The following is a 25,247-nucleotide window of genomic DNA, read 5'->3' on the forward strand; positions in this document are numbered from 1 at the left end:
TTCAGAGGCGTCGCGGTGCTTCAATGCCGAGCAATGCCAATCCCTGCACGAGAGTGCGCGACGTGAGCGTGGCCAGCTGTACCCGCGAAGCGCGCAGCTCCGGCGTTTCCGCGGTCAGCACCGGGCACTGTTCGTAGAAGCGCGAGAACGTGACCGCGGTGTCGTACAGGTACGTACACAGCTTGTGCGGCGCGTACGCGGACGTCGCCGCGCTGATCGCTTCGCTGAACCGCAACAGCGTCAGAGCGAGCGCGCGTTCCGCCGGTTCTTTAAGCAGGACTGGCGCGTTCCCGGCGGGTTCTCCAGCTTTGGCGAGGATCGACTCGATCCGCGCGTGCGCGTACTGGAGGTAGACGGACGTGTTGCCGTCCTTGGCGAGCATGCGGTCCCAGTCGAACACGTAGTCGCGTTCGCGGTCGCTGGAAAGATCGGCGTACTTCACCGCGCCGATCCCGACTGCGCGCGCGACCTCCCGCTGCTCTTCCTTACTGAGTTCACTGCGCTCCGCAACGATTTCCGCGGCCTGCGCCACCGCTTCGTCGAGCAGACTGGCGAGCTTGATCGTCTCGCCCGCGCGAGTGCGCATCACCTTGCCGTCCGCGCCGAGAATCGAGCCGAACCCGATGTGCTCGGCGTGCACGCCGTCGAGCCAGCCCGCCGCACGCGCCACCGAGAAGATCATCGCGAAATGCTGCGCTTGCGGGGTGCCGACGACGTACAGCAGGTCGGTCGCGCCGCGTTCGGCGGTCCAATACCGGATGGTGGCGAGGTCGGTGGCCGCGTAGCCGTAGCCGCCGTCGCGCTTGCGGACGATCAGCGGGAGCCGGTCGCCTTCGCGGTTGCTGAAGCCCTCCGGGAACACACAGACCGCGCCGTCGCTGATCTCGGTGAGCCCGTCGGCTTCGAGTTCGTCGACGACTTCGCCCAGGTACGGGTTGTAGAAGCTTTCGCCGTAGATGTCGTCGTCGGTGAGCGTGATGCCGAGCTGGCGATAGGCCGCGTTGAAGTGCCTTGTCGACTCGTCGACGAGTTCCTGCCAGAAGGCGAGTGTGTCCGCGTCGCCGCTCTGGAGCTTCACGACGCGCTCGCGGGAGCGGGTCGCGAAGGCCTCGTCGGCGTCGAACTTCCGGCGCGCGGCCTGATAGAACGCGTTGAGGTCGCTGCGATCCCCGGACGGTTCGTCCAGGTGGTGCTCGATGAGCATGCCGAACGGCGTGCCCCAGTCGCCGAGGTGGTTGTGCGGCAGCACTTCGTGCCCGACGAAACGCATCAGCCTGCTGATCGCGTCGCCGATCACGGTGGAGCGCACGTGCCCGACGTGCATTTCCTTGGCGACGTTGGGACTGCTGTAATCGAGCGCGATCCGGCGCGGCTGCTCAGCTTCGGCGACCCCGAGCCGGTCGTCTTCCGCTTGCTCGGCGACGCGCTGCTCGAGCCATTCGCGGCGCAGCACGAAGTTCAGGAAGCCGGGCCCGGCGATCTCCGGCTGGTCGGCGATCCCGTCCAGCTCCAGGTTCTCGACGATCCCGGCCGCGACCTCGCGCGGCGGTTTGCCGAGCCGTTTGCCGAGGCTCATCGCCAGGTTGCACTGGTAGTCGACACCGTCGCGAGTGGACACCACGATGAGCGCCGCGGACGGGTCGAGGTCGACGTCGAACGCGCGGCGGAGCGAGGCCACCACGCGTCGGGCGAGTTCCTCACTAACCTCGGGCTTGCGCACGGTGTCCCTCCTTCGCGTAGTCGATCGGTGAAGCCTACCGACCGCGCGCGAGCGGGTTTACCGCAGTTCGCTGCCCTTCGTTTCGGGCATCCGGAGGATCACGAAGAACGCGATCGCCGCCGCGACCGCGACGTACCAGAAGAAGGCAGTGGCAGCGCCCGCCGCGGAGAGCGCGCTGAGCACGAGCGGCGCGGTCCCGCCGAACACGGCGACAGTCAGGTTGTACCAAGCGCCGATGCCGAGCCCGCGCAGTTCGGTGGGGAAGAGTTCGCTCATGATCGCCGGGGCGAGCGAGGTCATCGCGGTGTAGAGCGCGAGGCCGACGCAGAACACGATGAGCAGATTCCCGAACCCGGGCCGCACGAGGTAGGAGAGCGGAACGATCACCAGTGCCGTAGCCCCGGACCAGACCAGCAGTTGAGGCCGCCGCCCGTGCCGGTCGGCGAGTGCGCCCATCGGGTACTGGAGGACGACGAAGAGGGCGGTCGCGATGGAAAGCGCGAGGAAGGTGTCGACGTCGTTCGCGCCGCGCCCCTTGACCGCGAAGGAGGTGAGGGCGCTGAAGAAGGTGTAGTAGCAAAGCGTCGAGAGCATCGAGAACCCGATGAGCTGCCCGACCGCCCGCGGATGCTGGGTGACCGTGGTGAGCAACGGCCGCTTCACTTGCCGCGCGCTCTCCTTTTTCTCGTGGTACAGCTCGGTTTCTTCAAGACTGCGCCGCAGCCACAGCCCGACCAGCCCGAGCACGCCGCCGAGCAGGAACGGAATCCGCCAGCCGAACGAGGTGAGGTGCGCCTTGTCCATCGTGCGGGCGAGCACGAACCCGAGCACCGTCGCGATGAGCACCGCCGACCCGGTCGAGATGTAGAAGAAGGAGGAATACCGCCCGCGCCGCTCCTTGGGCGCGACCTCGCCGAGGTACGCGGAAGCGTTGGACACCTCCCCGCCGAGCGAAAGCCCCTGCGCGATCCGCGCGAGCAGCAGAAGAATCGGAGCCAGCCACCCGACCTGCGCGAACGTCGGAAGCACGCCGATCGCGACCGACCCGCCCGCCATCAGCGAAATGGTGAGCAGCATGGCGGGCTTGCGCCCGTGCACGTCGGCGAAGCGCCCGAGCAGCACGCCGCCGAGGGGCCGGAAGAAGAACGCGAGCGCGTAGGTGGCGAAGGTGTTGATCAGCGCGAGCGTTTCGTTGCCAGGAGGGAAGAACGCGCCGGCGAAGTAAATGCTGAAGGTCGCGTAGATCGTCCAGTCGAACCACTCGAGCGCATTGCCCGCACTGGCAGCGAACAACTTCCGCACCGGCAACCGATGCCGGGCGACGCCTTCGGTCGTAGGACCGGCCATCGGGCAACCTCCACGTCCGCACGAGTGGAACGGGACTTTGCCAGAAATGCCCGGAGATCGGTAGATCTCGCCCCATGATGGCAGTTGGTGCTTGTCCCACTGCGGTCCGTGATGCGGGAATGCTTTGGCCGCACGGGGATCATGGAGGCGCGGGTGGCGATGGGGGCGCTCAGTCCGCGCTGGCTGAGCCGAGCCGCTAGACCAGGGCTTGTCCTCGCCCACCCGCTTCGTTCGTGGGCATGGCATCCGGTGGCCACAAGAACGGCCGCGATCAGGTGGCACGGATCGGGCGCACCGCTGAGGCAGGCGTCGCCGCAGCATCACCGATGCAGCGCTCGCGCACCGGTCCGGATCAACCCGCCAGGACTAGCCGCGCCTCGGCTGGCTCCCGCCGCAAACACGGCCTCATTCCGCACCGGTCCGCCGTACGCTCAACCCCATCTCGCCCAGGCTCCAGCTCCGCTCAAACCGATCCCGCCCGGACACCCAGGCCGAAGCGCACTTTCAAGCCCATCCCGGCCGCTCGCCGATCTCTCGGCGCACCTCAAGCCCATCCCGGCCAGTCACCCAGGTTTCAGCGCACTCCGAGGCCGTCCCGCCCAGCCGCCCAGGGCATCTCAAGCCGATCCGGCCAGCCCGCGCCGCACCCACATCGCACCGCGCATCAAGCAGTGGTCGCCAACGCGAACGGCAACACCCCCTCCGCCCCGGCCTTGCGCAGCAGCCGGGACGCCAGCGTCATCGTCCAACCGGTGTCGATCAGATCGTCCACCAGCAGCACCGGCCCCTGTGCCTGCGCGACACTCGCCGCCACGTCCTCCGGCAGGCTCAGCCTCCGCCACAAATCAGCCAGCCGCTGCGCGCTGTTCGCCTGCCGAGGCGGCGGCCCGGCCGAGGCCAGCTCTCCCAGGTAGTCCAGCCGCCCGATCGCCGACAAGCGCAACGCGAGGCTGTCCACCAACTGCGGCCGCGTCGCCGACGGGATCGCCACCACCGCCACCGGACGTTGCGCCCACTGCCATCCCGCGAGCACCTTCACGCAGGCGTCGAAAACCGAGTCGGGGACCTCGGTGTCCGGCGCGCCCGGGCCGAGCAGTTCGCGCAGCCGACCGCCCCAGCCGACGTCCGTGAGCCGGCCCAGCACCTGTCCCGGCTCGGCCTGCTCCTCCGTCTTGATCCGGCCCGACAGCGGCACGTCGAGCCCTTTCATCCCGCTCGGCCACTGTTTGCGCGGCGCCACCGCGACCCCGGGCCGGTCCAGCCGTGCCCGCGTCTCGCCCGCGACTTCCTCGGACACCGCCGTGTTCCAATGCTCCCCGGTGCAGTTGTCGCACCGGCCGCACGGCACTGCTTCCGGATCGTCGAGCTGCCGCCGCAGGTACTCCATCCGGCACCCGGCCGTGCGGATGTACCCGAGCATTGCCTCCTGTTCGGCCGCCCGCGCGACGCCGACGCGTTCGTACCGTTCCCGGTCGTACTCCCACGGCTGCCCGGTGCTTTCCCAGCCGCCGCGCACCCGGCGCACCGCACCGTCCACATCGAGCACCTTCAGCACCATCTCCAGCCGCGACCGGGAAAGCTCGACCGTCGGCTCCAGCGCGGCTGTCGAAAGTGGACGGTCGGAGTACGCGAGCGCGTTGAGCACCTGCGTGACGCGCAGCTCGTCCGGGAACGCCAGCGATCCGAAGTACGCCCAGATCGCCTTGTCCTCCCGCCCGGGCAGCAGCACCACCTCGGCCCGCTCGACGCCACGACCGGCACGGCCGACCTGCTGGTAATAGGCGATCGGCGACGAAGGCGCGCCCAGGTGCACCACGAACCCGAGGTCCGGCTTGTCGAACCCCATCCCGAGCGCCGACGTCGCCACCAGCGCCTTGACCCGGTTCTCCAGCAGGTCGTCCTCCGCGGCCTGGCGGTCGGCCGGATCGGTCTTCCCGGTGTAGGCGGCCACCGGATAGCCGCGATCGGACAGCAGCGCGGCGACGTCGTGCGCGGCGGCGACGGTGAGCGTGTAGATGATGCCCGACCCCGGCAGTTCCGCCAGGTGCTCGGCGAGCCAGGCCAGCCGCGCCTCGTCGCTCGGCAGTTCGGCCACCGCCAGCCGCAGGCTTTCCCGGTCGAGCGGACCGCGCAGGACGAGCGTGTCCGTCTCGCCGCCGATGCCGAGCTGTTCGGCGACGTCCGTGGCCACCCGGTCGTTCGCGGTCGCGGTGGTGGCCAGCACCGGCACGCCCTCGGGCAGGTCGCCCAGCAGCGTGCGCAGCCGCCGGTAGTCCGGACGGAAATCGTGGCCCCAGTCCGAAATGCAGTGCGCCTCGTCCACCACCAGCAGTCCGGCGCTGGCGGTGAGCTTCGGCAGCACGCTGTCGCGGAAGTCCGGGTTGTTGAGCCGCTCCGGACTGACCAGCAGCACGTCCACCTCGCCCGCGGCCACCGACGCCTGGACCTGGGCCCACTCCTGCGCGTTCGCCGAGTTGATGGTGGCGGCGTGGATCCCCGCCCGCGCGGCGGCGGAGATCTGGTTGCGCATGAGGGCGAGCAGCGGCGACACGATGACCGTCGGCCCCGCTCCCTGTTCCCGCAGCAGCGCGGTGGCCAGGAAGTACACAGCCGACTTTCCCCAGCCGGTGCGCTGCACGACGAGCGCGCGCCGATGGTGCGCGACCAGTGCCTCGATGGCGGTCCACTGGTCCTCTCGGAGGGCGGCGTTGTCCCCGGCGAGCGCGCGGAGCAGGGTCTCGGCGCGGGTCCGGAGAGCTTCGGTGGTGTCCACGCCCCCCGGTCTACCCCATGCCCCCGACAATCCCGGAGCCGACCGACCCGGAACGGACAGTTTCCGACCGGAAACGGAGAGTTATGTGACTTATGTCACAACAGTAACCTAGGTCGCAGTCGCGACGGGAAGCCCTCGCGTGCCCGCGCGTATAGGCTCACCGGCTATGTCACCACGCCGGATCGGGGTCATGGGCGGCACCTTCGACCCCGTGCACCACGGCCACCTCGTCGCGGCCAGCGAGGTCCAGTCGCGGTTCGCGCTTGACGAGGTCATCTTCGTGCCGACCGGGCAGCCCTGGCAGAAGTCCGGCCGCCGCGTCACGCGCGCCGAGGACCGCTACCTGATGACGGTCATCGCCACCGCGTCCAACCCGGTCTTCTCGGTGAGCCGGGTCGACATCGACCGCGGCGGGCAGACCTACACCGTCGACACGCTGCGCGACCTGCACGAGGAGTACCCGGACGACGAGCTGTTCTTCATCACCGGGGCCGACGCCCTCGAGCAGATCCTCACCTGGCACAAGGCCGGCGAGCTGTTCGACTTCGCGCATTTCATCGGTGTCACGCGCCCGGGCTACCGGCTCAACTCGCACCATCTGCCGAGCGGCAAGGTGAGCCTCGTCGAGGTCACCGCCATGTCCATCTCGTCCACCGGATGCCGCGAACGCGTCGAGCGCGGCGAGCCGGTCTGGTACCTCGTGCCCGACGGCGTTGTGCGCTACATCGCGAAGAAGGACCTCTACCGCAAGGACGCCGAGGCCTGACCGGGTACCCTCGTCCGGGCATACCCCGAATCTGAAGGAGCACTGTGGCAGCGACGTCCGAGGCACGGGACCTGGCGGTGGCGGCCGCGCACGCGGCGGCCGACAAGCTGGCCAGCGACGTGGTCGTCCTGGACGTGTCCGAGCAGCTCGTGATCACCGACGCGTTCGTGATCGCGTCCGCGGCCAACGAGCGGCAGGTCGGCGCGATCGTCGACAACGTGGAAGAGAAGCTCCGCATCGAGGGGCACAAGCCGGTCCGGCGCGAAGGCGCCCGCGAGGGCCGCTGGGTGCTGCTCGACTACGTCGACGTCGTCGTCCACGTCCAGCACGCGGACGAGCGCTCGTTCTACGGCCTCGAGCGGCTGTGGAAGGACTGCCCGCGGATCGAGGTCGAAGGGCTCGCGACGGTCCCCGCCAACGACACCGACGACGCGGACGGTCCGGAGGCGTGAGCCCGCGGCGGCTGCTGCTCTGGCGGCACGGCGAGACGGACTACAACGCCGCCGGCCGCATGCAGGGACACCTCGATTCGGCGCTGACCCCGGTCGGCTGGAACCAGGCCCGCTTCGCCGTGCCCGCGCTCGCGCGGTTCGCTCCGGAGCTCGTCATCGCGTCCGATCTGCGCCGCGCCACCGACACGGCGACGGTGCTCACCGAGGCGATCGGCGTGCCGCTGCAGATCGACAAGCGGCTGCGCGAGACGCACCTCGGCGAGTGGCAGGGACTGACCGGAGCCCAGGTCGACGAGGGCTATCCCGGCGACCGCCAGCTGTGGCGCACCAACGCCGCGTGGGCCCCGCCCGGCGGCGAATCCCGGGTCGAGGTCGCCGAACGCGCCGCCGAGGTGGTCAACGACCTGATGCAGCCGAACTCCGACGCCGGGGAATCGGTCCTGCTCGCCTCGCACGGCGGCCTGATCCTGGCGCTCACCGCGAAGCTGCTCGGCCTTCCGGTCGAGGTGTGGCCGTCGCTCGGCGGGATCATGAACTGCCACTGGGTCGAACTCGGCCACCGCGAGGGGAAGTGGCGGTTGCACGCGTACAACGCGGGCATCACCGGCTGACCCGATGAGCCCGCAGCTGCTCGTCTTCGGCGATTCACTCTGTTTCCACGGCCCCGAGGGCCCTTGCGCGGCCGACGATCCGCGCCTGTGGCCCAACGTCGCCGCGAACGCGTTGTCCGGACAGGCCGATCTCGTCGCCGGCATCGGCTGGACCGCGCGCGACCTGTGGTGGTCGCTTACCGGCGACCCGCGCGTGTGGGCGGACCTGCGTCGCGTCGACGCTGTCGTGCTCGCTGTCGGCCACATGGACACACTGCCGTCGCCTCTGCCGACGTACTTGCGTCAGGGGCTTCGCTACCTTCGCCCCGACGGCGTGCGTCGCGTTGTACGCGGTGCCTACCTCGCTGCGCAGCCACGGCTGTCTGTCGTGATGCGCGGACGTCCTCGCGTGCTTCCTGCGCGGCTGAGCGTGAGCTACCTGGACCAGTCCGTCGAAGCGTTGCGCGCGCTACGTCCCGAGTTGCCTGTGTTCGGCATGCTGCCTTCGGTGCACCGCGCTGATGCGTACGGACGCGTGCACACGGGACGCGCCGAAGCAGCCGCTGCGCTCGCTTCGTGGGCCGCGCGACGCGAAGTGCCGTTGCTCGACACGCCCGGCGTGGTTGGCGAACATGTCTTGAGCGGCGCGGGAAATCCCGACGGCATGCACTGGGGATGGGCGGGGCACGAAGCCGTCGGCACTGCGATGGCGAAGCTCGTTGCCCCGCACCTCGGCTCTGGCAACGTAGGCTGACGGCGTGTCGGTCGCCGTGGTCACGGACTCCACCGCGCACCTGCCCGAAGGCTTCGCCGAGCGGCACTCGGTGCGGGTGGTGCCTCTGCACGTCTTGGTGGAAGGCGTGTGCTCGCTCGACGGCGTCGAAATGGGTCCTGCCGCGCTCGCGGAAGCGCTGGGGGAGCGCAAGATCGTCACGACTTCCCGGCCCACTCCGGCCGAGTTCGCCACCGAATTCCGGGCCGCACTCGACGCTGGCGCGGACGCGGTCGTGTCGGTGCACCTGTCGAGAGAGCTGTCCGGCACCTGGGAAGCCGCCGTTCTGGCAGCGGAAGAAGTCGGCTCGGACCGGGTCCGCGTTGTCGATTCCCGCACCACGGCGATGGGTTTGGGCTTTGCCGCCCTGCACGCCGCGGACGCCGCCGCTTCCGGAGCCAGCCCGGCCGAAGTCGAAGCGGTCGCAACGGAAGCGGCCGACCGGTCGTCGACGTTGTTCGTGGTCGAGACATTGGAACACCTGCGCCGTGGCGGCCGGATCGGTTCGGCCGCGGCGTTGCTCGGCACCGCGCTGGCGGTGAAACCGGTGCTGCACATGTCCGACGGCCGGATCTTGCCGCTGGAGAAAGTGCGCACGATGAACCGCGCGATCGGGCGTTTGGTCGAGTTGTCCGTGCAGGCGGCGGGCACCGGGCCGGTCGAGCTGGCGGTGCATCATCTTGCTTCGCCGGAACGAGCTGTCGAACTGGCGAACCGGCTGGAGGAAGCGATTCCGGGCTGCGCCGGGGGATGCGTGGTGTCGGAAATCGGCGCGGTCATCGGCGCGCACACCGGTCCTGGCGTGCTCGGCGTGGTCGTGCAGCGCGCCTAGCCGAGTTCCTGGTTGCCGAATCGCGCGAGCAGGTGCCAGACGCGTTTGAGGGATTGTTCGTCGTGGCCGGTGGCTTTCCCGAGGACGCGCGGGTTGAGTTGCCCGTCCTCGGCGAGTTCGGCGCCCAGTGCGGTGAATTCCGGCCCGCGGTAATCGGGATGCCGGAGCAGTTCTCCGGTGTCGATCCGGAACCCGTCATGCCATTCGACGGTGCCCAGTTTTCGAGCCGCCGCCTCGATTTCGGTTCCTTGGTAGGACGGATCGAGAACCAGTGCCTCGACGTCCCGCGCCAGGTCCACCTCGCCGTGCACCTGCGCCTCTATGTAGTCGTCCAGCAAATCTTGGTCGTCAGCCTCGGCAATCGCGACGAGCTCGGACAAGCGCGCCTCGACGCCGAATGAGGTCGGCTCGAAGACGCTGTCGGGATAAGCGAAAGTCGTCCGGGGCATTGTGTGCCGCGCAAGCCGCAGATACGCCGAGCCGAACCGCGGCGAGCCGCCTGTCTTCCGGCCGCGAAAATTCAGCGACCCGTATTTAGGCCGGTGCGCGGCCGCGACGTCGTCGTAAGCGCCAGCGAACAACCGGCTTTCCCAACGCCAGCGGTCTCCTCCCGGATGCGCGGTCAGCCCGCCGTTGCTGACGCCGGTCTCGAACTGCGAGCGGTAGCGGCCGTCGCGCGCCAGGCTTTCCAGGATCGGCACCCCGCCGACCAGCCGGTCCGGGTGGAAATGCAGCGTGACCCGCCACGACGGATCCGCCGGGCCGCCGGTCGCCAACCCGGCCAAGTGGGCGACCGCGCGTTCCCAGGGTTCCGCGCGAATCATGGCCAGGCCATCGTGATCGTGCGCTCGAAGTTGCCATACCCGGCGCGCCGGAACGCGTTCGCCATCGGGATGTTGCCGAGGTCCGTCGCCGCTCGGATGCGAGGAACTTCTTGGGCGGCAAGGATTCGAGTGCCCTCGGCGAGAATGTCGTCGATGTAGCCGTTGCCGCGATGTTCGGGCAGGACGGCGAGATACCCGATGATGGGGTTGTAGTTGTTGCGCGCGGGCGTGACGAACCCGACCGGCGTGCCGTCGGGCAGCGTGGCGACCCGCCACCAGTCCCGTGGGCTGCGGTAATGCGCCAGTTCGTCCTCGTAATGCCGGATCGCCGCTTCCCGAGCGGGCATCCGGGTCAGGTCGTCGCGGCTGTGGGCGTCGAGCGTCCCGTCCAGGACGCGGGTCATCAGTTCGAGGATTTCGTCCACGTCGTGGATCGGACGGAAGACCAGCCGGTTCCGTGGCGGCGCGACCGCAGTCTCGGGTCGCCATTCGAAGCGCAGCCGCTCGGCGAGCAGCTGGGCACCGACCTGTTCGAGCGCGGTCATCCGGTCTTCGACCACGCTTCGGGCCGCGGCTTCATCGCGCCACTCTGCGGGGATCATCCGGTTGTAGGTCGGCGGCCTGGTGCCCGGAGGCAGGATCTCCGCCATCGCGGTTCGCACCAGCCGCGCGCCGACGGCCGCGTCCTCAACATCGAAAACGTCCAGCAGAAACGGGACCGGCTCCTCGGCACGACCCCACCACGCGGCCCTGGCGACGAGTTCGCCACCGCGAAGCGCGACCCACATCCAGCCGGGCCTGCGGCGACCGGCGGCGAGGTCGTCGGCCAGTTCGTGGTCAAGGGCGTAGGTGAGCTGGCAGAAAAGATCGAGTTCTTCCGGCCCGGTGATCGGGCGCAAGGTCAGGTCGGTGTGATTCACAGCTGCGGCATGCTCCCGTTCGACGGCTGACTGCCAGGTCTAGCGGATGACAGCGGCAGGTGCGAACGCTTTTCGACCCCCGGTGCTTTCGGCCAAACCCGCCAGTATGACCGCGTACTCCGACAAATTTCGGCGCGTCTCCGGCTGTGCCAGCCGAGTTGTCCCCAAGGGGCGGGTTGTCCACAGATCGCGCGGAAGCCTCTCGCCGCCGAGCCGGCCGACGCCTAGCGTCGATCGTGTGTTCGAGCAGTCCGCCCGGGATCCGGGCACTCCCGTCAACGTCAGGCTCACCTGGCTCGCCGACCAGCTGGCCGTGGTCCCGCACACCGCCGGACCCGGCGACCGTCCGGCACGCCGCTGGCTGCCCCTCGGCCGTGCGGGCCGGTCAGCCCGCGGACGGTTGTCGGCAAGTGCAGACAGCCAGCTGTCCGTAAGTACGGAGCTGCCTGGCGTGCGCGGAGGATTGAAGCGCCCTGCCGACAGTCCGCTGCTGGCAGGTACGGACCACGCGGCACCTGACTCGGTGCCGCCCTCTCGAGCAAAGGGCCTGAAAGCCCGGCTGTCTGCAGTTGCTAACAGTTCACTGCTGCTGGACGGCCAGTCGGCGGCTGAGACGAGCTCCCAAGGTCTCTCACGGCCTACGGATCCCCGCGCCGGACTGTCTGCATTTGCCGACAACCCGTCGCCACCGGAAAGCTCGCTGCCCGGCGGCAAACTCGTCCGCAGCTGGCTGCCGGAACACACTGAACAGCGGTGGACCCGCCGCTGGCTCCCCGGTGCCACCGGCCTGCCGGGGCTCCTGGGCCGTCGAGGAATGATCTTCGCCCTGGCCTTGCTGGCGGCCGCCGCCGTCATCGCCGGTGGCCTGGCGATCTTCGGCCGCTCGCCCGCAGCCGAGATCGCCCCGCCGCTCCCGACCGCCCGCGCGCAGGCACCGCATGCGTCGAAGACCAACGAGAACCTGGTGATCAGCGTCGTCGGCCAGGTGCGATCCCCGGGACTCGTCACGGTTCCATCGGGTTCCCGCGTCGCCGACGCCCTCCGCGCCGCCGGTGGTGCAAACCCGGGCGTCGACCTGACCGCGCTGAACCTCGCCCGCAAACTCACCGACGGCGAACAGTTGGCGGTCGGCGTCCCCGCCGCCCAGGCGGCACCAGCCGGTTCAGCCGCTGCAGCCAGCAAGATCGACCTGAACTCCGCGACCGCCGAACAACTCGACAGCCTCCCCGGCGTCGGCGAGGTCACCGCCCGGCGCATCACCGACTGGCGCACGCAGCACGGCGGATTCTCGAGCGTCGAACAGCTTCGCGACGTCGACGGCATCGGCGAAAGCAAATTCCAGAAGCTCCGCGAGCAGGTGACCGTCGGATGAAACTGGAAACCGAGGAAAAGCCGCGGCGTGAACACGATTTCCGCCTCGTTCCCGCTGCTGTCGCCGGATGGGCGGCCACCCTTGCCGGACTGCAACTCGGCTGGTGGGCCGCGACCGCAGTCGGAGCCGTAGCGGTCATCGGCGCGGTGGTGCTTCTAGCGCGAGGCCGTTCCCGATACGTAGGCGTCGGGGGAGCGTTGTTGCTAGTAGGGCTCATTGCCGCAGTGCCAACGGCCCTTCGCATTCACGACGCGGCATCCGACCCGCTGGGCGCCGCTGCTGCCCGTGGTGTCACTGCGACGCTGCGGGTCGAGATCAGCGAGCGCCCACGGCCGATCCACCAAGCTGGCTACGCCGATCAGCAGGCGGGCACCCGGTCAGTCGCGATCCCCGCCCGCGTCACCACGGCCACAGTGGACGGTCAGCCAGTCGAATCGACCGGCCGGGTTCTGTTGCTGGCACCGGTCGCGGGATGGAGCGGTCTGCTGCCAGGCCAGGAAGCGACGACGTCCGGTCGGCTCCTGCCCGCGCGCGGCGGCGAGCTGACCGCCGCAGTGCTCTCCGTCCGTGCCGCACCAGCCGACGTCGGGTCGGCCCCGTGGTGGCAGCGCGCCGCCGCGGCCCTGCGCAACAGCTTGCATTCGCTGTGCGCGGTCCTGCCGGAGGAACCAGCGGGTCTGCTGCCCGGACTGGTGCTCGGCGACACGAGCGCGCTGCCGCAGCGGGTCGAGAGCGAGTTCACTGCCTCGGGGCTCACCCATCTGATGGCGGTGAGCGGCGGAAATCTCGTCATCATCGGCGGAGCGGTCCTGCTCCTGTGCCGATTGGTTCGAGCGGGCCCAAAGTCTTCCGCAGCAGCGGCGGGCACCTGTCTGGCAGGATTCCTCGTCCTCGTGGGTCCTGAACCGAGTGTGGTGCGGGCAGGCGTCATGGGCGGCATCGGGTTGCTCGCGCTGGCCCTCGGACGACGTGGTTCAGCTCTGCCCGCGCTGGCCTTCGCGGTGTGCGTCCTGGTGGCGTGGGATCCGACGATGGCGGCGAATTTCGGCTTCGCGCTCTCAGTTCTCGCGACGGCAGGGCTGGTTCTGCTCGCGCCGCGCTGGGCGGATTCGTTGGTACGACGGGGAGTTCCGCCCGGTTACGCCGAAGGCCTCGCTGTCCCGCTGGCCGCGTTCGTGGTCACCGCACCAGTCATCGCCGGGATGGCGGGCACGGTCAGCCTGGTCTCAGTCGTCACCAATGTCCTTGCGGCACCAGTGGTCGCGCCGGTCACCGTGCTGGGCGTGCTCGCGACAGTCGTCGGGCCGTGGTGGCCAGGTGCCGGGCAGGTGCTGATCCATCTGGCGGACCCGGAGGCCCGGTGGCTGATCACCGTTGCTCGGCACGGCGCGAGGGCACCCGGTGCAGCGCTGTCCTGGCCTGGGGGCTGGTGGGGCGGATTGTGCGCGGCGGCCCTGCTCGTCGTGGTCGTGGTGGCGGCAAGGTTTCGCCGGCTCCGGCTGCTGGTGGCGATCGGGCTGGTCGTCGTGCTGCTGACGGTCGTGCCAGCCAAAGTGCTGGCTCCTGGCTGGCCGCCGGACGGCTGGGCGATGGTGGAATGCGATGTCGGACAAGGAGATGCGGTAGTTCTGGCGACGGCCGAGCCGGGCCGTGCCGTGGTCGTCGACACCGGGCCGGAGCCGGGGCCGGTCGACGAATGCCTGCGGAGGCTGGGCGTCGAACGGGTGCCGCTGCTCGTGCTGAGCCACCTGCACGCGGACCACATCGGCGGTCTCGCTTCGGTATTCGACGGACGGGCAGTCGGCGCGATCGCGGTAGGGCCCGGACGTGCCCCGGCGTGGGCGTGGCAGTCGGTTTCCGGCGAAGCGCGGCGTCGTGGCGTGCCGCTAATGCAGTTGAGCGAGGGACAACGGCTGGAGTGGCCGGGATTGTCGCTGGACGTACTAGGTCCGCGCTACGCCACTACTCGGTCACCGGCGCTGCAGGACGGCACGATGATCAACAACAGTTCGGTGGTCCTGCGCGCGGACACCTCGGCTGGCCGGGTTTTGCTGACCGGGGACGTGGAACTGGCCGCGCAAGCGGATCTGCTCGCCGAGGGCGTCGACCTGCGGGCCGACGTATTGAAGGTGCCACACCACGGCTCGAGGTATTCGCTGCCGCAGTTCCTCGCGGCGGTGCGGCCGCGCACGGCGCTGATCAGTGTCGGCGCGGGCAACGGATACGGACATCCGAGCAAGTCCACAGTGGACGTTCTCGGGACGATGGGAGCACTGGTCACCCGGACCGACGTCGACGGCGACACCGCTGTTCTGCCCGCGGGAAGCGGGCCGGCGGTCGCGCGCCGGGGTGAGCCGCGGGGTCCGCCGCGGTAGTGCGGCGGACCCCGGGCTGGTGCGTCAGTAGCCGAGCGCCTTGGCGACGGCCGCGGCGGACGGCGGCACGGTGGCCTTCGGGCCGATGTGGTTCTCGACCGCGTCGAGGGTCTTGAGGCCGTCACCGGTGATGAGGAGGACGGTTTCGGCGTCCGGGTCGAGCTTGCCGGTTTCGACGAGCTTCTTCGCGGTCGCCACGGTGACGCCGCCCGCGGTCTCGGTGAAGATGCCTTCGGTGCGCGCGAGCAGCCGGATGCCTTCCACGACCTCTTCGTCGGTGACGTCCTCGATCGCGCCGCCGGTGCGGTTGACCACGTCGAGCACGTACGGGCCGTCGGCCGGGTTGCCGATCGCCAGCGAGCGGGCGATGGTGTCCGGCTTCACCGGCTGGACCACGTCGTGGCCGTTGCGGTACGCGGTGGAGACCGGCGAGCAGCCGGTGGCCTGTGCGCCGAACACCTTGTACGGGCTGGCGTCCACGAGACCGAGCTGGCCCAGCTCGCGGAAACCCTTGTCCACCTTGGTGAGCTGGGAACCGGAGGCGATCGGCACGACGATCTGCTCGGGGATCCGCCAGCCGAGCTGCTCGGCGACCTCGTAGGCGAGCGTCTTCGAGCCCTCGGAGTAGTACGGGCGGACGTTGACGTTCACGAACGCCCACTTCGGGTGCTCGCCGGCCAGCTCGGTGGCGAGCCGGTTGACGTCGTCGTAGTTGCCGTCGACGGCGATCAGGTCGCCGTCGTAGACCGCGGTGGTGAGGATCTTCGCGCGCTCGAGGTTCTTCGGGATCAGCACGACCGACCGCCAGCCGGCGCGGGCCGCCGCGGCGGCGGTCGCGTTGGCCAGGTTGCCGGTCGAGGGACACGCGAGGACCTCGAAGCCGAACTCGCGGGCCGCGGCCAGCGCGACGGCGACCACGCGGTCCTTGAACGAGTGCGTCGGGTTGCCGGTGTCGTCCTTGACCCACACGCTCTTGAGGCCGAGCTCCTTCGCGAGCCGGTCGGCGCGCACGAGCCGGGTACAGCCGGGTTCGGTGTTCGGAGTCTCCTCGACGGTCGAGGGGACGGGAAGGAGTTTCTTGTAACGCCAGATGTTGCGCGGGCCCGCTTCGATGTCCTCGCGGCGGACGCGGCCGAAGTCGTAGGCGACCTCGAGCGGCGAGAAGTCTTCGGCGGAGACGAATTCCGGAGCGAGCGGCTGCCGGTGCCCTTCTTCCTTCGACACCAGTTCGACGGCCGGACCGAGGTCGATCGTCTTGTTGGCGGAGGTGGCGCTGAGGGCTGCAGTCATCGCGAGGTTCCTTTCCTCATCTGCCCCGCCGAAGCGGGCCGGAATTGGCACCGTGGTCGTCAGCTATCCCGCGATCGCGGGATGACAGGCTGTACGCCGGTTGCCGGGGCTTCGTCGGGCCGTTCCCTCTGCCCCTCTGGATGAGCGGTATTCGGTTGTCGGAGCGCCGGTGGGCGCGTCCTCGTCTACACCGTACGACATCCCGATCAGCTCGTGCCACGGAGGCGGCTCACATCACCGGGGCGGACGGTCCGGCAGCCGGGTGAGAAGATGGCGAGGTGACCACCGCACCCGCGCCGCTGCACCTCGTCACGGGCGAGGAAGAACTGCTCATCGAACGGGCTGTGCGAGCTTCCCTCGACGCGGCCAAGGCCGCGGACCCCACGGCGGACCTCACGCGGACGCGAGTGTCCGATCTCACACCGCCCGTGCTGGCTGAGCTGGTCAGCCCGTCCTTGTTCGCCGAGGGGCGCGTGATCGTGCTGGAGTCGGCGCAGGACATCTCGCAGGAGCTGTCCGACGCGGTCCTGGCCTACGTGAAGGCGCCGGCCGACGGCATCGTCCTCGTGGTCGTGCACAGCGGCGGCGGGCGGAGCAAGGCCGCGAAGGCGCTGCCTGGCGCGTTGAAAAAAGCGGGCGCGGAGATCACCGAATGCCCGAAGCTCACCAAGCCGGCCGAGCGCGAGGCGTTCGTCCGCAACGAGGTGCGCCGCGCGGGCGGCAAGATCGACGGCGCGGGCCTGATGGCGCTGCTCGACTCGGTCGGCTCGGACCTGCGCGAACTGTCCTCGGCGGCGACGCAACTGGTCGCCGACACCGGAGGAGTCATCGACGAGCAGGCGGTCCGCCGCTACCACACGGGACGCGCCGACGTGACCGGCTTCGCGGTCGCGGAGAAGGCCGTCGCGGGGGACCGGGCGGCCGCGATGGAGTCGCTGCAGTGGGCGATGCAGCTGGGCGTTCCGCACGTCCTGGTGGCCGACGCTCTCGCCGACGCGGTCCGCACGATCGCTCGCGTGTCCGCCGCTGGCCGCGGCAACCCGAACCAGATGGCGGGCGAACTGGGCATGCCGCCGTGGAAGATCCGCAAGGCCCAAGGCCAGTCCCGCGGCTGGGGCCAGGACGGCCTCGCGACCGCGATGCGCGTCGTGGCGCGGCTGAACGCCGAGGTCAAGGGCGCGGCGGCCGATGCGAACTACGCCCTGCAGCGCGCGGTCCTCGAGGTGGTCGCGGCCAAGGGAGATCGCTGACGCTCAGGCGACCGGCAGCCCTTATCGGCTGCCGCGCTCTCGCGATGGGGCACACCCCGCCGTCTGAGGGGCGCGATCACCGGGCCCAGACCGACCTCAGGACACGGAAAAGGCCCGGCAGCCGAAGCCGCCGGGCCTTCCGGAAAGACTGCGCTCAGAGCTGGTTCGCGCGCTTCGCGAGAGCCGACTTCTTGTTCGCGGCCTGGTTGGCGTGGATGACGCCCTTGGTGACGGCCTTGTCGAGCTTGCGAGCGGCGTCGCGCTGCAGTTCGAGGGCCTTGTCCTTGTCACCGGCTTCGGCGGCCTCGCGGAACTTGCGGATCGCGGTCTTCACCGAGGACCGGATCGCCAGGTTGCGCTGCCGCGCCTTCTCGTTGGTGTCGATGCGCTTGACCTGCGACTTGATGTTGGCCATGGAGGCGTTCCTCTTTCACTCGGTGAAGGTCGCTGCCGCGTTCGTGTGGCTCCGGATCAGTCCCGAGGGACTGCCGGGTTTCCTCCCTGACGGAATGCCGCACGGCAACAATCGAAAATCTTAACAGCCCTGCTCGCGGCCCTGGAGCGGACCCCGGAGCCGGTCGCTGTTCGGCATTCCGTCCTCGGCTCCGTTACGGTGGATTCCGGTAGTGCCTAGGGTTCCGTCGCCTGCCCGTGGTCCCGCAGAGCGGGTCGCGAAGACAACGAGGGCGGGCGGGCCTGGTCCGAGCGGCACCTTCGGCGGGACACCGAGCCCTGCCGTTCATCTGACGGGACAAAAGCCTGGAGGACCCGGTCTTCAGCGTGCGCTGAAAACCTGAAAGGGTCGCAGATGAACACCACTGCCCTCGCCATGGTCCTCGTCGCCGCGGTCGTGCACGCAGTGTGGAATCTCGCCGCCAAGCGGGTTTCCGCCGGCGGTCCGCGATTCGTCTGGCTGTACTACACGGTTTCCGCGGTCGCGATGCTCCCGGTGATCGCGGTCGCGCTGGCCGTCGAACCGGAACGTCCACAATGGACTTGGCTGCTCGCCGCGCTGGTCACCGCGGTCCTGCACGTGGTGTACGGGATCGTGCTGCAGCGCGGCTACGAGGTCGGCGACCTGTCGGTCGTGTATCCGCTGGCCCGCGGCACCGGACCGCTGGTGTCGGTGCTCGTGGCCGTCACAGTCCTGGGCGAACGGCCCGGTGTGCTCGGGCTGGTCGGCGCCTTCCTTGTCGTCGCGGGCGTCCTGGTGATCAGTCTCGGCGGCAGCACCGGCGACGCGAAAGCTCGTCGCGCTGGGGTGTTCTACGGCGTCGCCACCGGAACGGTCATCGCGGCTTACACGCTCTGGGACGCGCATTCGGTCACGTCGCTCGGCGTGCCTCCGCTCGTCTACTTCGGCGGCGGCGCGATCGGCCAGAGCATCCTGCTCGCGCCGGCCGCCGCTCGCGGCCGGTCCGAGATCAAGCGGCTGTGGCGGGACCACCGGCGCGAGGTGCTGATCGTCGGACTCGCCTCGCCCGCCGGCTATCTGCTGGTCCTGTATGCCCTGCGGATCGCGCCGGTCAGCCTCGTCGCTCCGGCGCGCGAACTGTCCATCGTGTTCGGCGGGGTCGCCGCCTGGCTCGTGCTCCGCGAGCGCAACGCGGCGCGGCGGCTCGCCGGATCGCTGGTGGTGCTGGTCGGGATCGCCGCGATTGCGGTTGCCTGAGCGGCTCAGGTAGGCAGGAGCCATGGACGTACTGAGCAGCCGGGTGCTGATCCACCCCCGCGACCACGAGGTGTCGACCGCGTTCTATCGCGACGTTCTCGGCCTCGCGATCGAGCGAGAGTTCCCTGGTGGCACGCGGTTTTTCGCCGGTGGCGGTTCGATCGAGGTGGTCGGCACCGGCGAAGAGGGGCCCGGCCCGGACGTCAATCTGTTCCTGCAGGTCCGCGATCTCCCGGCGGCTCTGTCCGAATTGGCCGGACGCGGGGTCGAACCGGTGCGCGAGGCCCGCCGCGAACCGTGGGGCACCGACGAGGCGTGGATCGCCGACCCGGACGGGTTGCGGATCGTCCTCGTCGAGGTCCCGGAGGACCACCCGTTGCGCCGCGACAAGCGCTAGCTCGGTTTCACTGCCCGGAGCTGGGCGGCGAGCGGGGCGAACCCGGGCGGATCCCAGGTCCAGGTCTGCAGGTCGGCGAATCCCGCGGCGGCGGCCTCGTCGGCGAGTTCGTGTCGCGTCACCGGAAGCCATTTCTCGTGCGCCGAGAGCAGCAGCCGTCCGCCCGGCCGCAGCACCCGGAACAACTCGGCGAAGCTCGCCGCACGGTCGTCCCAGAGTTGGACGTTGTTCACGGTCAGCACGACGTCCGCGATCTCGTCCGCGCAGCCAGTCCGAGCCGCACTGCCCGCGCGCACCTCGGCGCGGTCGCCGCAGCGGTCCGCGCAGAGATCGCGCATCTCGGGGGAGGGTTCGACGCCGATCACCTCGCCGGCGAGTTTGCTCGCCGCGTCGAGGCCGATCCCCGGACCGGGGCCGATGACGAGGACGGTTTCGTCCGGTTCGAGGCGGGCGAGGTCGACGACGCGGTGCTCGGTCGTGGCGTTGCTGACCGCCATCAGCTTGCCGCCGAACCTGCCCAGCAGGCCGCTGGGGTGGCCGAAAGCCCGGTCGAGCGCGGCGTCGAGGACGCCGGGGCCGGGCGGCGAGGGGGAGGGTGAAGTGGTCATGCTTCGAGGTCATCACGAGTCGCGCGGGGCCGCATCGGGGATGACCCCCACCCGCACCCGGAGGTCCATGGGACGATGGGGTACGGACATCCCCCACCATCCCGAGGACAGCCCGAGTGACAGCGCCCAAGACGTTCGCCGACACCACCTTCACGCCGCCGGAGTTGATCCGCAACTTCTGCATCATCGCCCACATCGACCACGGCAAGTCGACGCTGGCGGACCGGATGCTGCAGCTCACCGGCGTCGTCGAGGAGCGGGCCATGCGCGCGCAGTACCTCGACCGCATGGACATCGAGCGGGAACGCGGCATCACGATCAAGGCCCAGAACGTCCGGCTGCCGTGGAAGATCAAGGACGGCCAGGGCGGTGAGCAAGATTATGTCCTGCACATGATCGACACCCCCGGCCACGTCGACTTCACCTACGAGGTGTCCCGCGCGCTCGAAGCGTGCGAAGGAGCGATCCTGCTGGTGGACGCCGCGCAGGGGATCGAGGCGCAGACCCTGGCCAACCTGTACCTGGCGCTGGAGAACAACCTCCAGATCATCCCGGTGCTGAACAAGATCGACCTGCCCTCGGCCGACCCGGACAAGTACGCGGGCGAGATCGCGCACATCATCGGCTGCGAGCCCGACGACGTGCTGCGGGTCTCGGCGAAGACCGGCGTCGGCGTCGGCGCGCTGCTCGACGAGGTCGTGAAGCAGGTCCCGCCGCCGGTCGGCGATTCGGAGGCGCCCGCGCGGGCGATGATCTTCGACTCGGTCTACGACACCTACCGCGGCGTGGTGACCTACATCCGGGTGGTCGACGGCAAGATCACGCCGCGCGAGAAGATCAAGATGATGTCCACCGGCGCCACGCACGAACTGCTGGAGGTCGGCATCATCTCGCCGGAACCGAAGGCCAGCAAGGGCCTCGGCGTCGGCGAGGTCGGCTACCTGATCACCGGCGTGAAGGACGTGCGGCAGTCGAAGGTCGGCGACACCGTCACGGCCGAGCGGAACGGCGCCAAGGAGCCCCTGGCGGGCTACCGCGAGCCGAAGCCGATGGTCTACTCCGGGCTGTATCCGGTGGACGGCTCGGACTACCCGGAGCTGCGCGAGGCGCTGGAGAAGCTGCAGCTCAACGACGCCGCGCTGACCTACGAGCCGGAGACCTCGGTGGCGCTGGGCTTCGGCTTCCGCTGCGGGTTCCTCGGCCTGCTGCACCTGGAGATCACCCGGGACCGGCTGGAGCGCGAGTTCGGCCTGGACTTGATTTCCACCGCGCCGAACGTGGTGTACCGCGTGGTGCTGGAGGACCGCAGCGAGGTCATCGTCACGAACCCGTCGGACTGGCCGGGCGGACTCAAGATCTCCGAGGTGCACGAGCCGGTGTCGAAGGTGAGCATCCTGGCGCCGTCGGAGTTCGTGGGCACGATCATGGAGCTGTGCCAGTCGAAGCGCGGCACCCTGCTGGGCATGGACTACCTGTCCGAGGACCGCGTCGAACTGCGCTACACGATCCCGCTCGCGGAGATCATCTTCGACTTCTTCGACACGCTGAAGTCGCGCACGCGCGGTTACGCGTCGCTCGACTACGAGGAGTCCGGCGAGCAGGTGGCCGACCTGGTGAAGGTCGACATCCTGCTGCAGGGCGAGACGGTGGACGCGTTCTCCGCGATCGTGCACAAGGACGCCGCCTACACGTACGGAAACCGCATGGCGACGCGCCTGCGCGAGCTGATTCCGCGACAGCAGTTCGAGGTGCCCATCCAGGCGGCGATCGGCTCGCGGATCATCGCGCGCGAAACGATCCGCGCCATCCGCAAGGACGTGCTGGCCAAATGCTACGGCGGTGACATCTCGCGGAAGCGGAAACTGCTGGAGAAGCAGAAGGAAGGCAAGAAGCGGATGAAAACCGTCGGCCGGGTGGAGGTGCCGCAGGAAGCGTTCGTCGCGGCACTGTCCACTGAGGACAACGGAAAGAACAAGAAGTAGGTCCCCCTTCGGGTGAACGGCGGCTCCGGGTTTCCGGGAGCCGCCGTTTTTGTCGGTGGGGGCTGGTGTCCTTGAGTGCGACGGAGAAAGGAACGCGCTCATGACATTCACTGGCTGGCCTTCAGGTTCACAACCGATGACGGTGCGGGATCTCGCCGCGATCCCCGAGGACGGACGACGGCACGAACTCGTCGACGGCGTGCTGTACGTCAGCCCTGCGCCGGGATTGCGGCACCAGCACGCGGTTTTTCGGCTCTACGGGTTGCTGGAGTCAGGGTGTCCGCCGGGGATGGACGTGGTCGGCGGGCCGTTCGCGGTGCGGTCCGGGGACCAGGTCGAACTGCGGCCGGATCTGGTGGTGGGCCGGGCCGAGGACTTCACTGACGCCGATTTGCCGGTGCCGCCGCTGCTCGTGGTCGAAGTGGTGTCGCCGAGTTCTGGGATTCACGATCGCGTAACCAAGAAAGCGGTTTACGAGCGGTGGGGCGTGCCGGACTACTGGGTGATCGATCCGGTCGCGCTTTCGCTGACGGCATTCGAGATCAGTGCGGACGGTGGTTATCGGCAGGGTGCGGAAGTGGCTGGAGGTGAGGTATTCGAGACGGAGCGGCCGTTTCCGGTGCGAGTGAGGCTGGCGGAGCTCATGAATGGACGGTGACTCGGTTCGAGTTTGGCGGATGGGAAGGGATGTGACGGCTTGACCGGACAGGACTGGTGACGGGTCCGCGGGCCCGGTGATCGCGACGGATGTTGTTGTGCGGATGTGTGACGGTGTGACTGGCGTTGGCAGGTGGTGAGTCGGCCGTTTTGGCGGTGCGGTCTGACGTTCACAAATGCTGCCGGTCCGGCGGGACTGGCGTTGGCAGAGGGCGGGTCGGCTGCTTTGGCCGTGTGGTCTGAGGTTCGCCAACGCCGCAGTCCGGCGTGACTGGCGTTGGCGGAGGGCGGGTCGGCTGCTTTGGCGGTGTGGTCTGACGTTCACCAACGCTGCGGTCCGGCGTGACCGGTGTTGGGCCGGGGCAGGTCAGCGGTTCCGGACGGTCGTCACGACCTTCACGGATGTGGTGATGCGGTGGTCGCTGGTGCGGATTGAGGGGAGGGTTCGAGGTTTGCCGGTTTGCCACCTGGTCTTTGTGGTTGCTGCGACGCGATGGTTGATGGCGTGAGCGACATGGCCCGCCGATGGGTCGGCAGTCGCTGGTGGCTCGATCGTGTCCGTGCATGCCGCCGCGCCGCGTTCGGCGGCGTGACTGGCGCGGGTTGGCGGCAGCCGGTTGCCTTCCCGCCCTCCGCGCACGCCGCGACTCGACATTCCGCAGCGTGATCAGCGTGGCTGGGGCGACTCAACGGTGGCCGACCGCTGTCCATCTCCGCGAAGGCCCTCGATGCCCGAGCGGGCAGGTTTACGGCCACGACGGCAACGCCATCGTCCAGGCGGCACTTCTCCGACTGGTGCTCGAAAGGGTGGTCGGCTCAGGCGGCGGCGGATCAGCCGTTCCCGATGATCTTGCCCACCTCCACGAACACCGCGGCCCGGCGTTCGGCGGCCATCACCCGGTCGTACTCCGCCCAGTCGTCGTGGGTTCCGGTGGCAGCGCGGAACACCTCGCGCAGCAGGGGCGGGAGGTCGTCGGCAGGGAAGGCCGGGTCGAGGTCGTCCGGGCCGATCAGGCGGACCGGGCCGGTTACCGAGAGCCAGCGCCAGCCGCGGCGGAACGTGACGGTCGCGTGGCCGTTGCGGCGCAGCAGCGCGAGCTTGTGCGCGCCGCCGACGGCGACAAAGCCGACGCTCGGCTTGCCGGTCACCGGGTCGTTCAGGATGCCCGCGTTCACAACGGACGCGTGCACGGTGCCGTCGGCGCGGGTCGTGGCCACAGTGGCGAGGCCGTTCTCCTCCACCGTCAGCGCGCGGAGCTGTTCCAGGGTTGCCGTCATGCTCTTGTGCAACGCGGCGGCGACCCGGCGCATTTCCGGTCCGGCACTAGGCTCGGGGACATGTTCGATGATCTCGAGTTCCCGGTGATCGTGGCGCCGATGGCGGGCGGGCCGACGACTCCGCAGCTGGTCGGCGCCGTCACGGACGCGGGCGGGTTCGGTTTCCTCGCCGCGGGCTACCTCAGCGCGGAGACGCTGGACGCCCGGATCGCGCACACCGCCGACCTCACCGGCGGCCGGTTCGGCGTCAACCTGTTCGTCCCTGGCGGCCGGTCGGTGGCCGACCTCGCCGCGCACCGTGAACGGTTGCTCGCCGAAGCCGTGCGCTACGGCGTCGAACTCGGCGAACCGGTCTGGGACGACGACGAGTACCCGGCGAAACTCGATCTCGTCGTGCGCCACCGGGTTCCGCTGGTGTCGTTCACGTTCGGCGCGCCGACGTCTGCCGAGGTGCAGCGGATCCACGAGGCTGGCGGCAAGGTCGCGGTCACCGTCACGAATCCGGAGGAAGCCGACCTCGCTGCCGCGCGCGGAGCCGACGCGCTCGTCGTGCAGGGCTTCGAGGCCGGCGGGCACCGTGGCCTGTTCACCGACGACCCGGGCAATCCGGCCGGCGGCGAGGAGTACGGCCTGCTCGCGTTGCTGCGTTTGCTCGGCGCGCGCACGAGCCTGCCGTTGGTCGCGGCCGGAGGACTGGTCAACGGCGCCGACATCGCGGCGGTGTTGGCTGCCGGTGCGTCGGCGGCGCAGCTGGGCACGGCCTTCCTGCTCGCGACGGAAGCTGGCACCGGCGACACCCAGCGGCGGGCACTCGCCGAGGCGGGCCGGGCGACGGCGTTCACGCGCGCGTTCAGTGGACGCCCGGCGCGGGGCATGGTGAACCGCGTCCTGAGCGACCTCTCCGCGGCCGCGCCCGCCGCGTATCCGCAGCTGCACCACCTGAGCAAACCGGTCCGCGCGGCGGCAGGCAAAGCTGGTGACCCGGAAGCGATGTCGCTGTGGGCTGGGCAGACGTATCCGCTCGCCAGCGACGGTTCCGCGGCCTCGATCATGGCCCGGCTGCGCGCGGAGGCAAAGTCCGCGGCGGAACGACTCGACCGGTTGCGCTGAGACCTCCGGCGCGAGGGGCCCGGACCGTGTCGGCTCGGCCGCTTGCGGCTATCTAACCACGAGGTGGCAGGTGGGAAGGCTCTTGCCGAACCGGTGACAGCGCAATGGGCATGACGGCTGTGGTGCTCGCTGGTTGCTGGAGAGCGAGGCTCTGAGCTCAGGGTTGGGGAGCGAGGCGGCCGGGTGAGTTGCGGTGATGTGACTGCTGGAGGCGTTGCGGGCGAGCTTTGCGCGCTGAGCTCAGGGCTTGGTGGTTGCGG

General features: G+C 69.5%; 22 protein-coding genes and 1 riboswitch. Of the genes, 13 read left to right on the plus strand and 9 right to left on the minus strand.

The genetic code is table 11. The features are described 5' to 3' along the window. Nucleotide 1: 1 nt before the first annotated feature. The 3 genes from argS to ABZX37_RS06940 form a co-directional block, all read right to left on the minus strand. Entirely contained in the window at nucleotides 2-1,720 is a 1,719-nt protein-coding gene (argS, locus tag ABZX37_RS06930) for an arginine--tRNA ligase (protein ID WP_354736785.1), read from the minus strand. 57 nt (nucleotides 1,721-1,777) lie between these two features. Beyond that, entirely contained in the window at nucleotides 1,778-3,067 is a 1,290-nt protein-coding gene (locus ABZX37_RS06935) for an MFS transporter (protein WP_344283792.1), read from the minus strand. Nucleotides 3,068-3,731: 664 nt separating this feature from the next. Then, the gene (locus tag ABZX37_RS06940; protein ID WP_354736786.1) at nucleotides 3,732-5,840 is read right to left on the minus strand and encodes a RecQ family ATP-dependent DNA helicase; all 2,109 of its coding nucleotides are present in this window, start codon (nucleotides 5,838-5,840) and stop codon (nucleotides 3,732-3,734) included. Nucleotides 5,841-6,006: 166 nt separating this feature from the next. Between ABZX37_RS06940 and nadD the strand changes: the two genes are divergently transcribed. Genes nadD through ABZX37_RS06965 form a run of 5 tightly spaced genes read left to right on the plus strand, consistent with a single transcriptional unit; the run spans nucleotide 6,007 to nucleotide 9,252 of the window. Beyond that, on the plus strand, nucleotides 6,007-6,606 hold the full coding sequence (gene nadD / locus ABZX37_RS06945; protein WP_344283797.1) for a nicotinate-nucleotide adenylyltransferase: 600 nt from the start codon (nucleotides 6,007-6,009) through the stop codon (nucleotides 6,604-6,606). A gap of 44 nt (nucleotides 6,607-6,650) precedes the next feature. Further along, nucleotides 6,651-7,058, plus strand: coding sequence for a ribosome silencing factor (rsfS, locus tag ABZX37_RS06950; RefSeq protein WP_344283800.1), 408 nt, complete (start codon nucleotides 6,651-6,653; stop codon nucleotides 7,056-7,058). Then, nucleotides 7,055-7,669, plus strand: a complete 615-nt coding sequence (locus ABZX37_RS06955; RefSeq protein WP_354736788.1) for a histidine phosphatase family protein — start codon at nucleotides 7,055-7,057, stop codon at nucleotides 7,667-7,669. The genes rsfS and ABZX37_RS06955 overlap by 4 nt, the downstream gene beginning before the upstream one ends. Before the next feature lie 4 nt (nucleotides 7,670-7,673). Continuing rightward, complete coding sequence (gene octT / locus ABZX37_RS06960) at nucleotides 7,674-8,402, plus strand: diglucosylglycerate octanoyltransferase (RefSeq protein ID WP_116200457.1); 729 nt, start codon at nucleotides 7,674-7,676, stop codon at nucleotides 8,400-8,402. Between the two features lie 4 nt (nucleotides 8,403-8,406). Continuing rightward, nucleotides 8,407-9,252, plus strand: a complete 846-nt coding sequence (locus ABZX37_RS06965; RefSeq protein ID WP_354736790.1) for a DegV family protein — start codon at nucleotides 8,407-8,409, stop codon at nucleotides 9,250-9,252. On the opposite strand, the gene ABZX37_RS06970 is transcribed toward ABZX37_RS06965, so the two are convergent. Continuing rightward, nucleotides 9,249-10,076: a DUF3626 domain-containing protein gene (locus tag ABZX37_RS06970; protein ID WP_354736792.1), complete on the minus strand. Its 828-nt coding sequence runs from the start codon at nucleotides 10,074-10,076 to the stop codon at nucleotides 9,249-9,251. The genes ABZX37_RS06965 and ABZX37_RS06970 overlap by 4 nt on opposite strands. Continuing rightward, nucleotides 10,073-10,996 carry a GNAT family N-acetyltransferase gene (locus tag ABZX37_RS06975; protein WP_354736794.1) on the minus strand — a complete coding sequence of 308 codons (924 nt, stop codon included), beginning with the start codon at nucleotides 10,994-10,996 and terminating at the stop codon, nucleotides 10,073-10,075. The genes ABZX37_RS06970 and ABZX37_RS06975 overlap by 4 nt, the downstream gene beginning before the upstream one ends. 814 nt (nucleotides 10,997-11,810) lie before the next feature. Here ABZX37_RS06975 and ABZX37_RS06980 point away from each other — a divergent pair. Together ABZX37_RS06980 and ABZX37_RS06985 are read left to right on the plus strand one after the other, a co-directional pair. Continuing rightward, on the plus strand, nucleotides 11,811-12,368 hold the full coding sequence (locus ABZX37_RS06980; protein ID WP_354737191.1) for a ComEA family DNA-binding protein: 558 nt from the start codon (nucleotides 11,811-11,813) through the stop codon (nucleotides 12,366-12,368). Beyond that, the gene (locus tag ABZX37_RS06985; RefSeq protein ID WP_354736796.1) at nucleotides 12,365-14,743 is read left to right on the plus strand and encodes a ComEC/Rec2 family competence protein; all 2,379 of its coding nucleotides are present in this window, start codon (nucleotides 12,365-12,367) and stop codon (nucleotides 14,741-14,743) included. The genes ABZX37_RS06980 and ABZX37_RS06985 overlap by 4 nt, the downstream gene beginning before the upstream one ends. 24 nt (nucleotides 14,744-14,767) lie before the next feature. Here the strand turns inward: ABZX37_RS06985 and thrC are convergent, their stop codons facing one another. Further along, entirely contained in the window at nucleotides 14,768-16,033 is a 1,266-nt protein-coding gene (thrC, locus tag ABZX37_RS06990) for a threonine synthase (RefSeq protein WP_344283822.1), read from the minus strand. A 13-nt stretch (nucleotides 16,034-16,046) separates the two neighbouring features. Beyond that, a riboswitch (SAM riboswitch) is annotated at nucleotides 16,047-16,180 on the minus strand. A 131-nt stretch (nucleotides 16,181-16,311) separates the two neighbouring features. On the opposite strand from thrC, the gene holA reads away from it, so the two are divergent. Continuing rightward, the gene (holA, locus tag ABZX37_RS06995) at nucleotides 16,312-17,283 is read left to right on the plus strand and encodes a DNA polymerase III subunit delta (RefSeq protein WP_354736798.1); all 972 of its coding nucleotides are present in this window, start codon (nucleotides 16,312-16,314) and stop codon (nucleotides 17,281-17,283) included. 154 nt (nucleotides 17,284-17,437) lie between these two features. On the opposite strand, the gene rpsT is transcribed toward holA, so the two are convergent. After that, a complete protein-coding gene (gene rpsT, locus ABZX37_RS07000; RefSeq protein WP_116200451.1) occupies nucleotides 17,438-17,698 on the minus strand; it encodes a 30S ribosomal protein S20 in 261 nt (86 codons plus the stop codon). A gap of 393 nt (nucleotides 17,699-18,091) precedes the next feature. On the opposite strand from rpsT, the gene ABZX37_RS07005 reads away from it, so the two are divergent. After that, nucleotides 18,092-18,955: a DMT family transporter gene (locus tag ABZX37_RS07005; protein WP_354736800.1), complete on the plus strand. Its 864-nt coding sequence runs from the start codon at nucleotides 18,092-18,094 to the stop codon at nucleotides 18,953-18,955. Between the two features lie 22 nt (nucleotides 18,956-18,977). After that, nucleotides 18,978-19,352: a VOC family protein gene (locus ABZX37_RS07010; RefSeq protein WP_354736802.1), complete on the plus strand. Its 375-nt coding sequence runs from the start codon at nucleotides 18,978-18,980 to the stop codon at nucleotides 19,350-19,352. Here ABZX37_RS07010 and ABZX37_RS07015 read toward each other — a convergent pair. Further along, nucleotides 19,349-19,960: a class I SAM-dependent methyltransferase gene (locus tag ABZX37_RS07015; RefSeq protein WP_354736804.1), complete on the minus strand. Its 612-nt coding sequence runs from the start codon at nucleotides 19,958-19,960 to the stop codon at nucleotides 19,349-19,351. The genes ABZX37_RS07010 and ABZX37_RS07015 overlap by 4 nt on opposite strands. 116 nt (nucleotides 19,961-20,076) lie before the next feature. Here ABZX37_RS07015 and lepA point away from each other — a divergent pair, with 116 nt between their 5' ends. Together lepA and ABZX37_RS07025 are read left to right on the plus strand one after the other, a co-directional pair. Continuing rightward, nucleotides 20,077-21,942 carry a translation elongation factor 4 gene (gene lepA / locus ABZX37_RS07020; protein WP_354736806.1) on the plus strand — a complete coding sequence of 622 codons (1,866 nt, stop codon included), beginning with the start codon at nucleotides 20,077-20,079 and terminating at the stop codon, nucleotides 21,940-21,942. A gap of 136 nt (nucleotides 21,943-22,078) precedes the next feature. Further along, entirely contained in the window at nucleotides 22,079-22,600 is a 522-nt protein-coding gene (locus ABZX37_RS07025; protein WP_354736808.1) for a Uma2 family endonuclease, read from the plus strand. Between the two features lie 830 nt (nucleotides 22,601-23,430). Here ABZX37_RS07025 and ABZX37_RS07030 read toward each other — a convergent pair. Continuing rightward, nucleotides 23,431-23,877 carry a pyridoxamine 5'-phosphate oxidase family protein gene (locus ABZX37_RS07030; RefSeq protein WP_354737193.1) on the minus strand — a complete coding sequence of 149 codons (447 nt, stop codon included), beginning with the start codon at nucleotides 23,875-23,877 and terminating at the stop codon, nucleotides 23,431-23,433. 60 nt (nucleotides 23,878-23,937) lie between these two features. On the opposite strand from ABZX37_RS07030, the gene ABZX37_RS07035 reads away from it, so the two are divergent. Next, a complete protein-coding gene (locus ABZX37_RS07035) occupies nucleotides 23,938-24,987 on the plus strand; it encodes a nitronate monooxygenase (protein WP_354736810.1) in 1,050 nt (349 codons plus the stop codon). Nucleotides 24,988-25,247 lie beyond the last annotated feature (260 nt).

Source organism: Amycolatopsis sp. NPDC004079, from assembly GCF_040610415.1.
Lineage (GTDB): Bacteria > Actinomycetota > Actinomycetes > Mycobacteriales > Pseudonocardiaceae > Amycolatopsis > Amycolatopsis halotolerans.

Coding starts and splice junctions, on each gene's coding strand:
- ABZX37_RS06935 (WP_344283792.1), bottom strand. CDS start 3,067: ATGGCCGGTCCTACGACCGAAGGCGTCGCCCGGCATCGGTTGCCGGTG.
- nadD (WP_344283797.1), top strand. CDS start 6,007: ATGTCACCACGCCGGATCGGGGTCATGGGCGGCACCTTCGACCCCGTG.
- octT (WP_116200457.1), top strand. CDS start 7,674: ATGAGCCCGCAGCTGCTCGTCTTCGGCGATTCACTCTGTTTCCACGGC.
- ABZX37_RS06970 (WP_354736792.1), bottom strand. CDS start 10,076: ATGATTCGCGCGGAACCCTGGGAACGCGCGGTCGCCCACTTGGCCGGG.
- ABZX37_RS06980 (WP_354737191.1), top strand. CDS start 11,811: ATGATCTTCGCCCTGGCCTTGCTGGCGGCCGCCGCCGTCATCGCCGGT.
- ABZX37_RS06985 (WP_354736796.1), top strand. CDS start 12,365: ATGAAACTGGAAACCGAGGAAAAGCCGCGGCGTGAACACGATTTCCGC.
- thrC (WP_344283822.1), bottom strand. CDS start 16,033: ATGACTGCAGCCCTCAGCGCCACCTCCGCCAACAAGACGATCGACCTC.
- rpsT (WP_116200451.1), bottom strand. CDS start 17,698: ATGGCCAACATCAAGTCGCAGGTCAAGCGCATCGACACCAACGAGAAG.
- ABZX37_RS07005 (WP_354736800.1), top strand. CDS start 18,092: ATGAACACCACTGCCCTCGCCATGGTCCTCGTCGCCGCGGTCGTGCAC.
- ABZX37_RS07010 (WP_354736802.1), top strand. CDS start 18,978: ATGGACGTACTGAGCAGCCGGGTGCTGATCCACCCCCGCGACCACGAG.
- ABZX37_RS07015 (WP_354736804.1), bottom strand. CDS start 19,960: ATGACCACTTCACCCTCCCCCTCGCCGCCCGGCCCCGGCGTCCTCGAC.
- ABZX37_RS07025 (WP_354736808.1), top strand. CDS start 22,079: ATGACGGTGCGGGATCTCGCCGCGATCCCCGAGGACGGACGACGGCAC.
- ABZX37_RS07030 (WP_354737193.1), bottom strand. CDS start 23,877: ATGACGGCAACCCTGGAACAGCTCCGCGCGCTGACGGTGGAGGAGAAC.
- ABZX37_RS07035 (WP_354736810.1), top strand. CDS start 23,938: ATGTTCGATGATCTCGAGTTCCCGGTGATCGTGGCGCCGATGGCGGGC.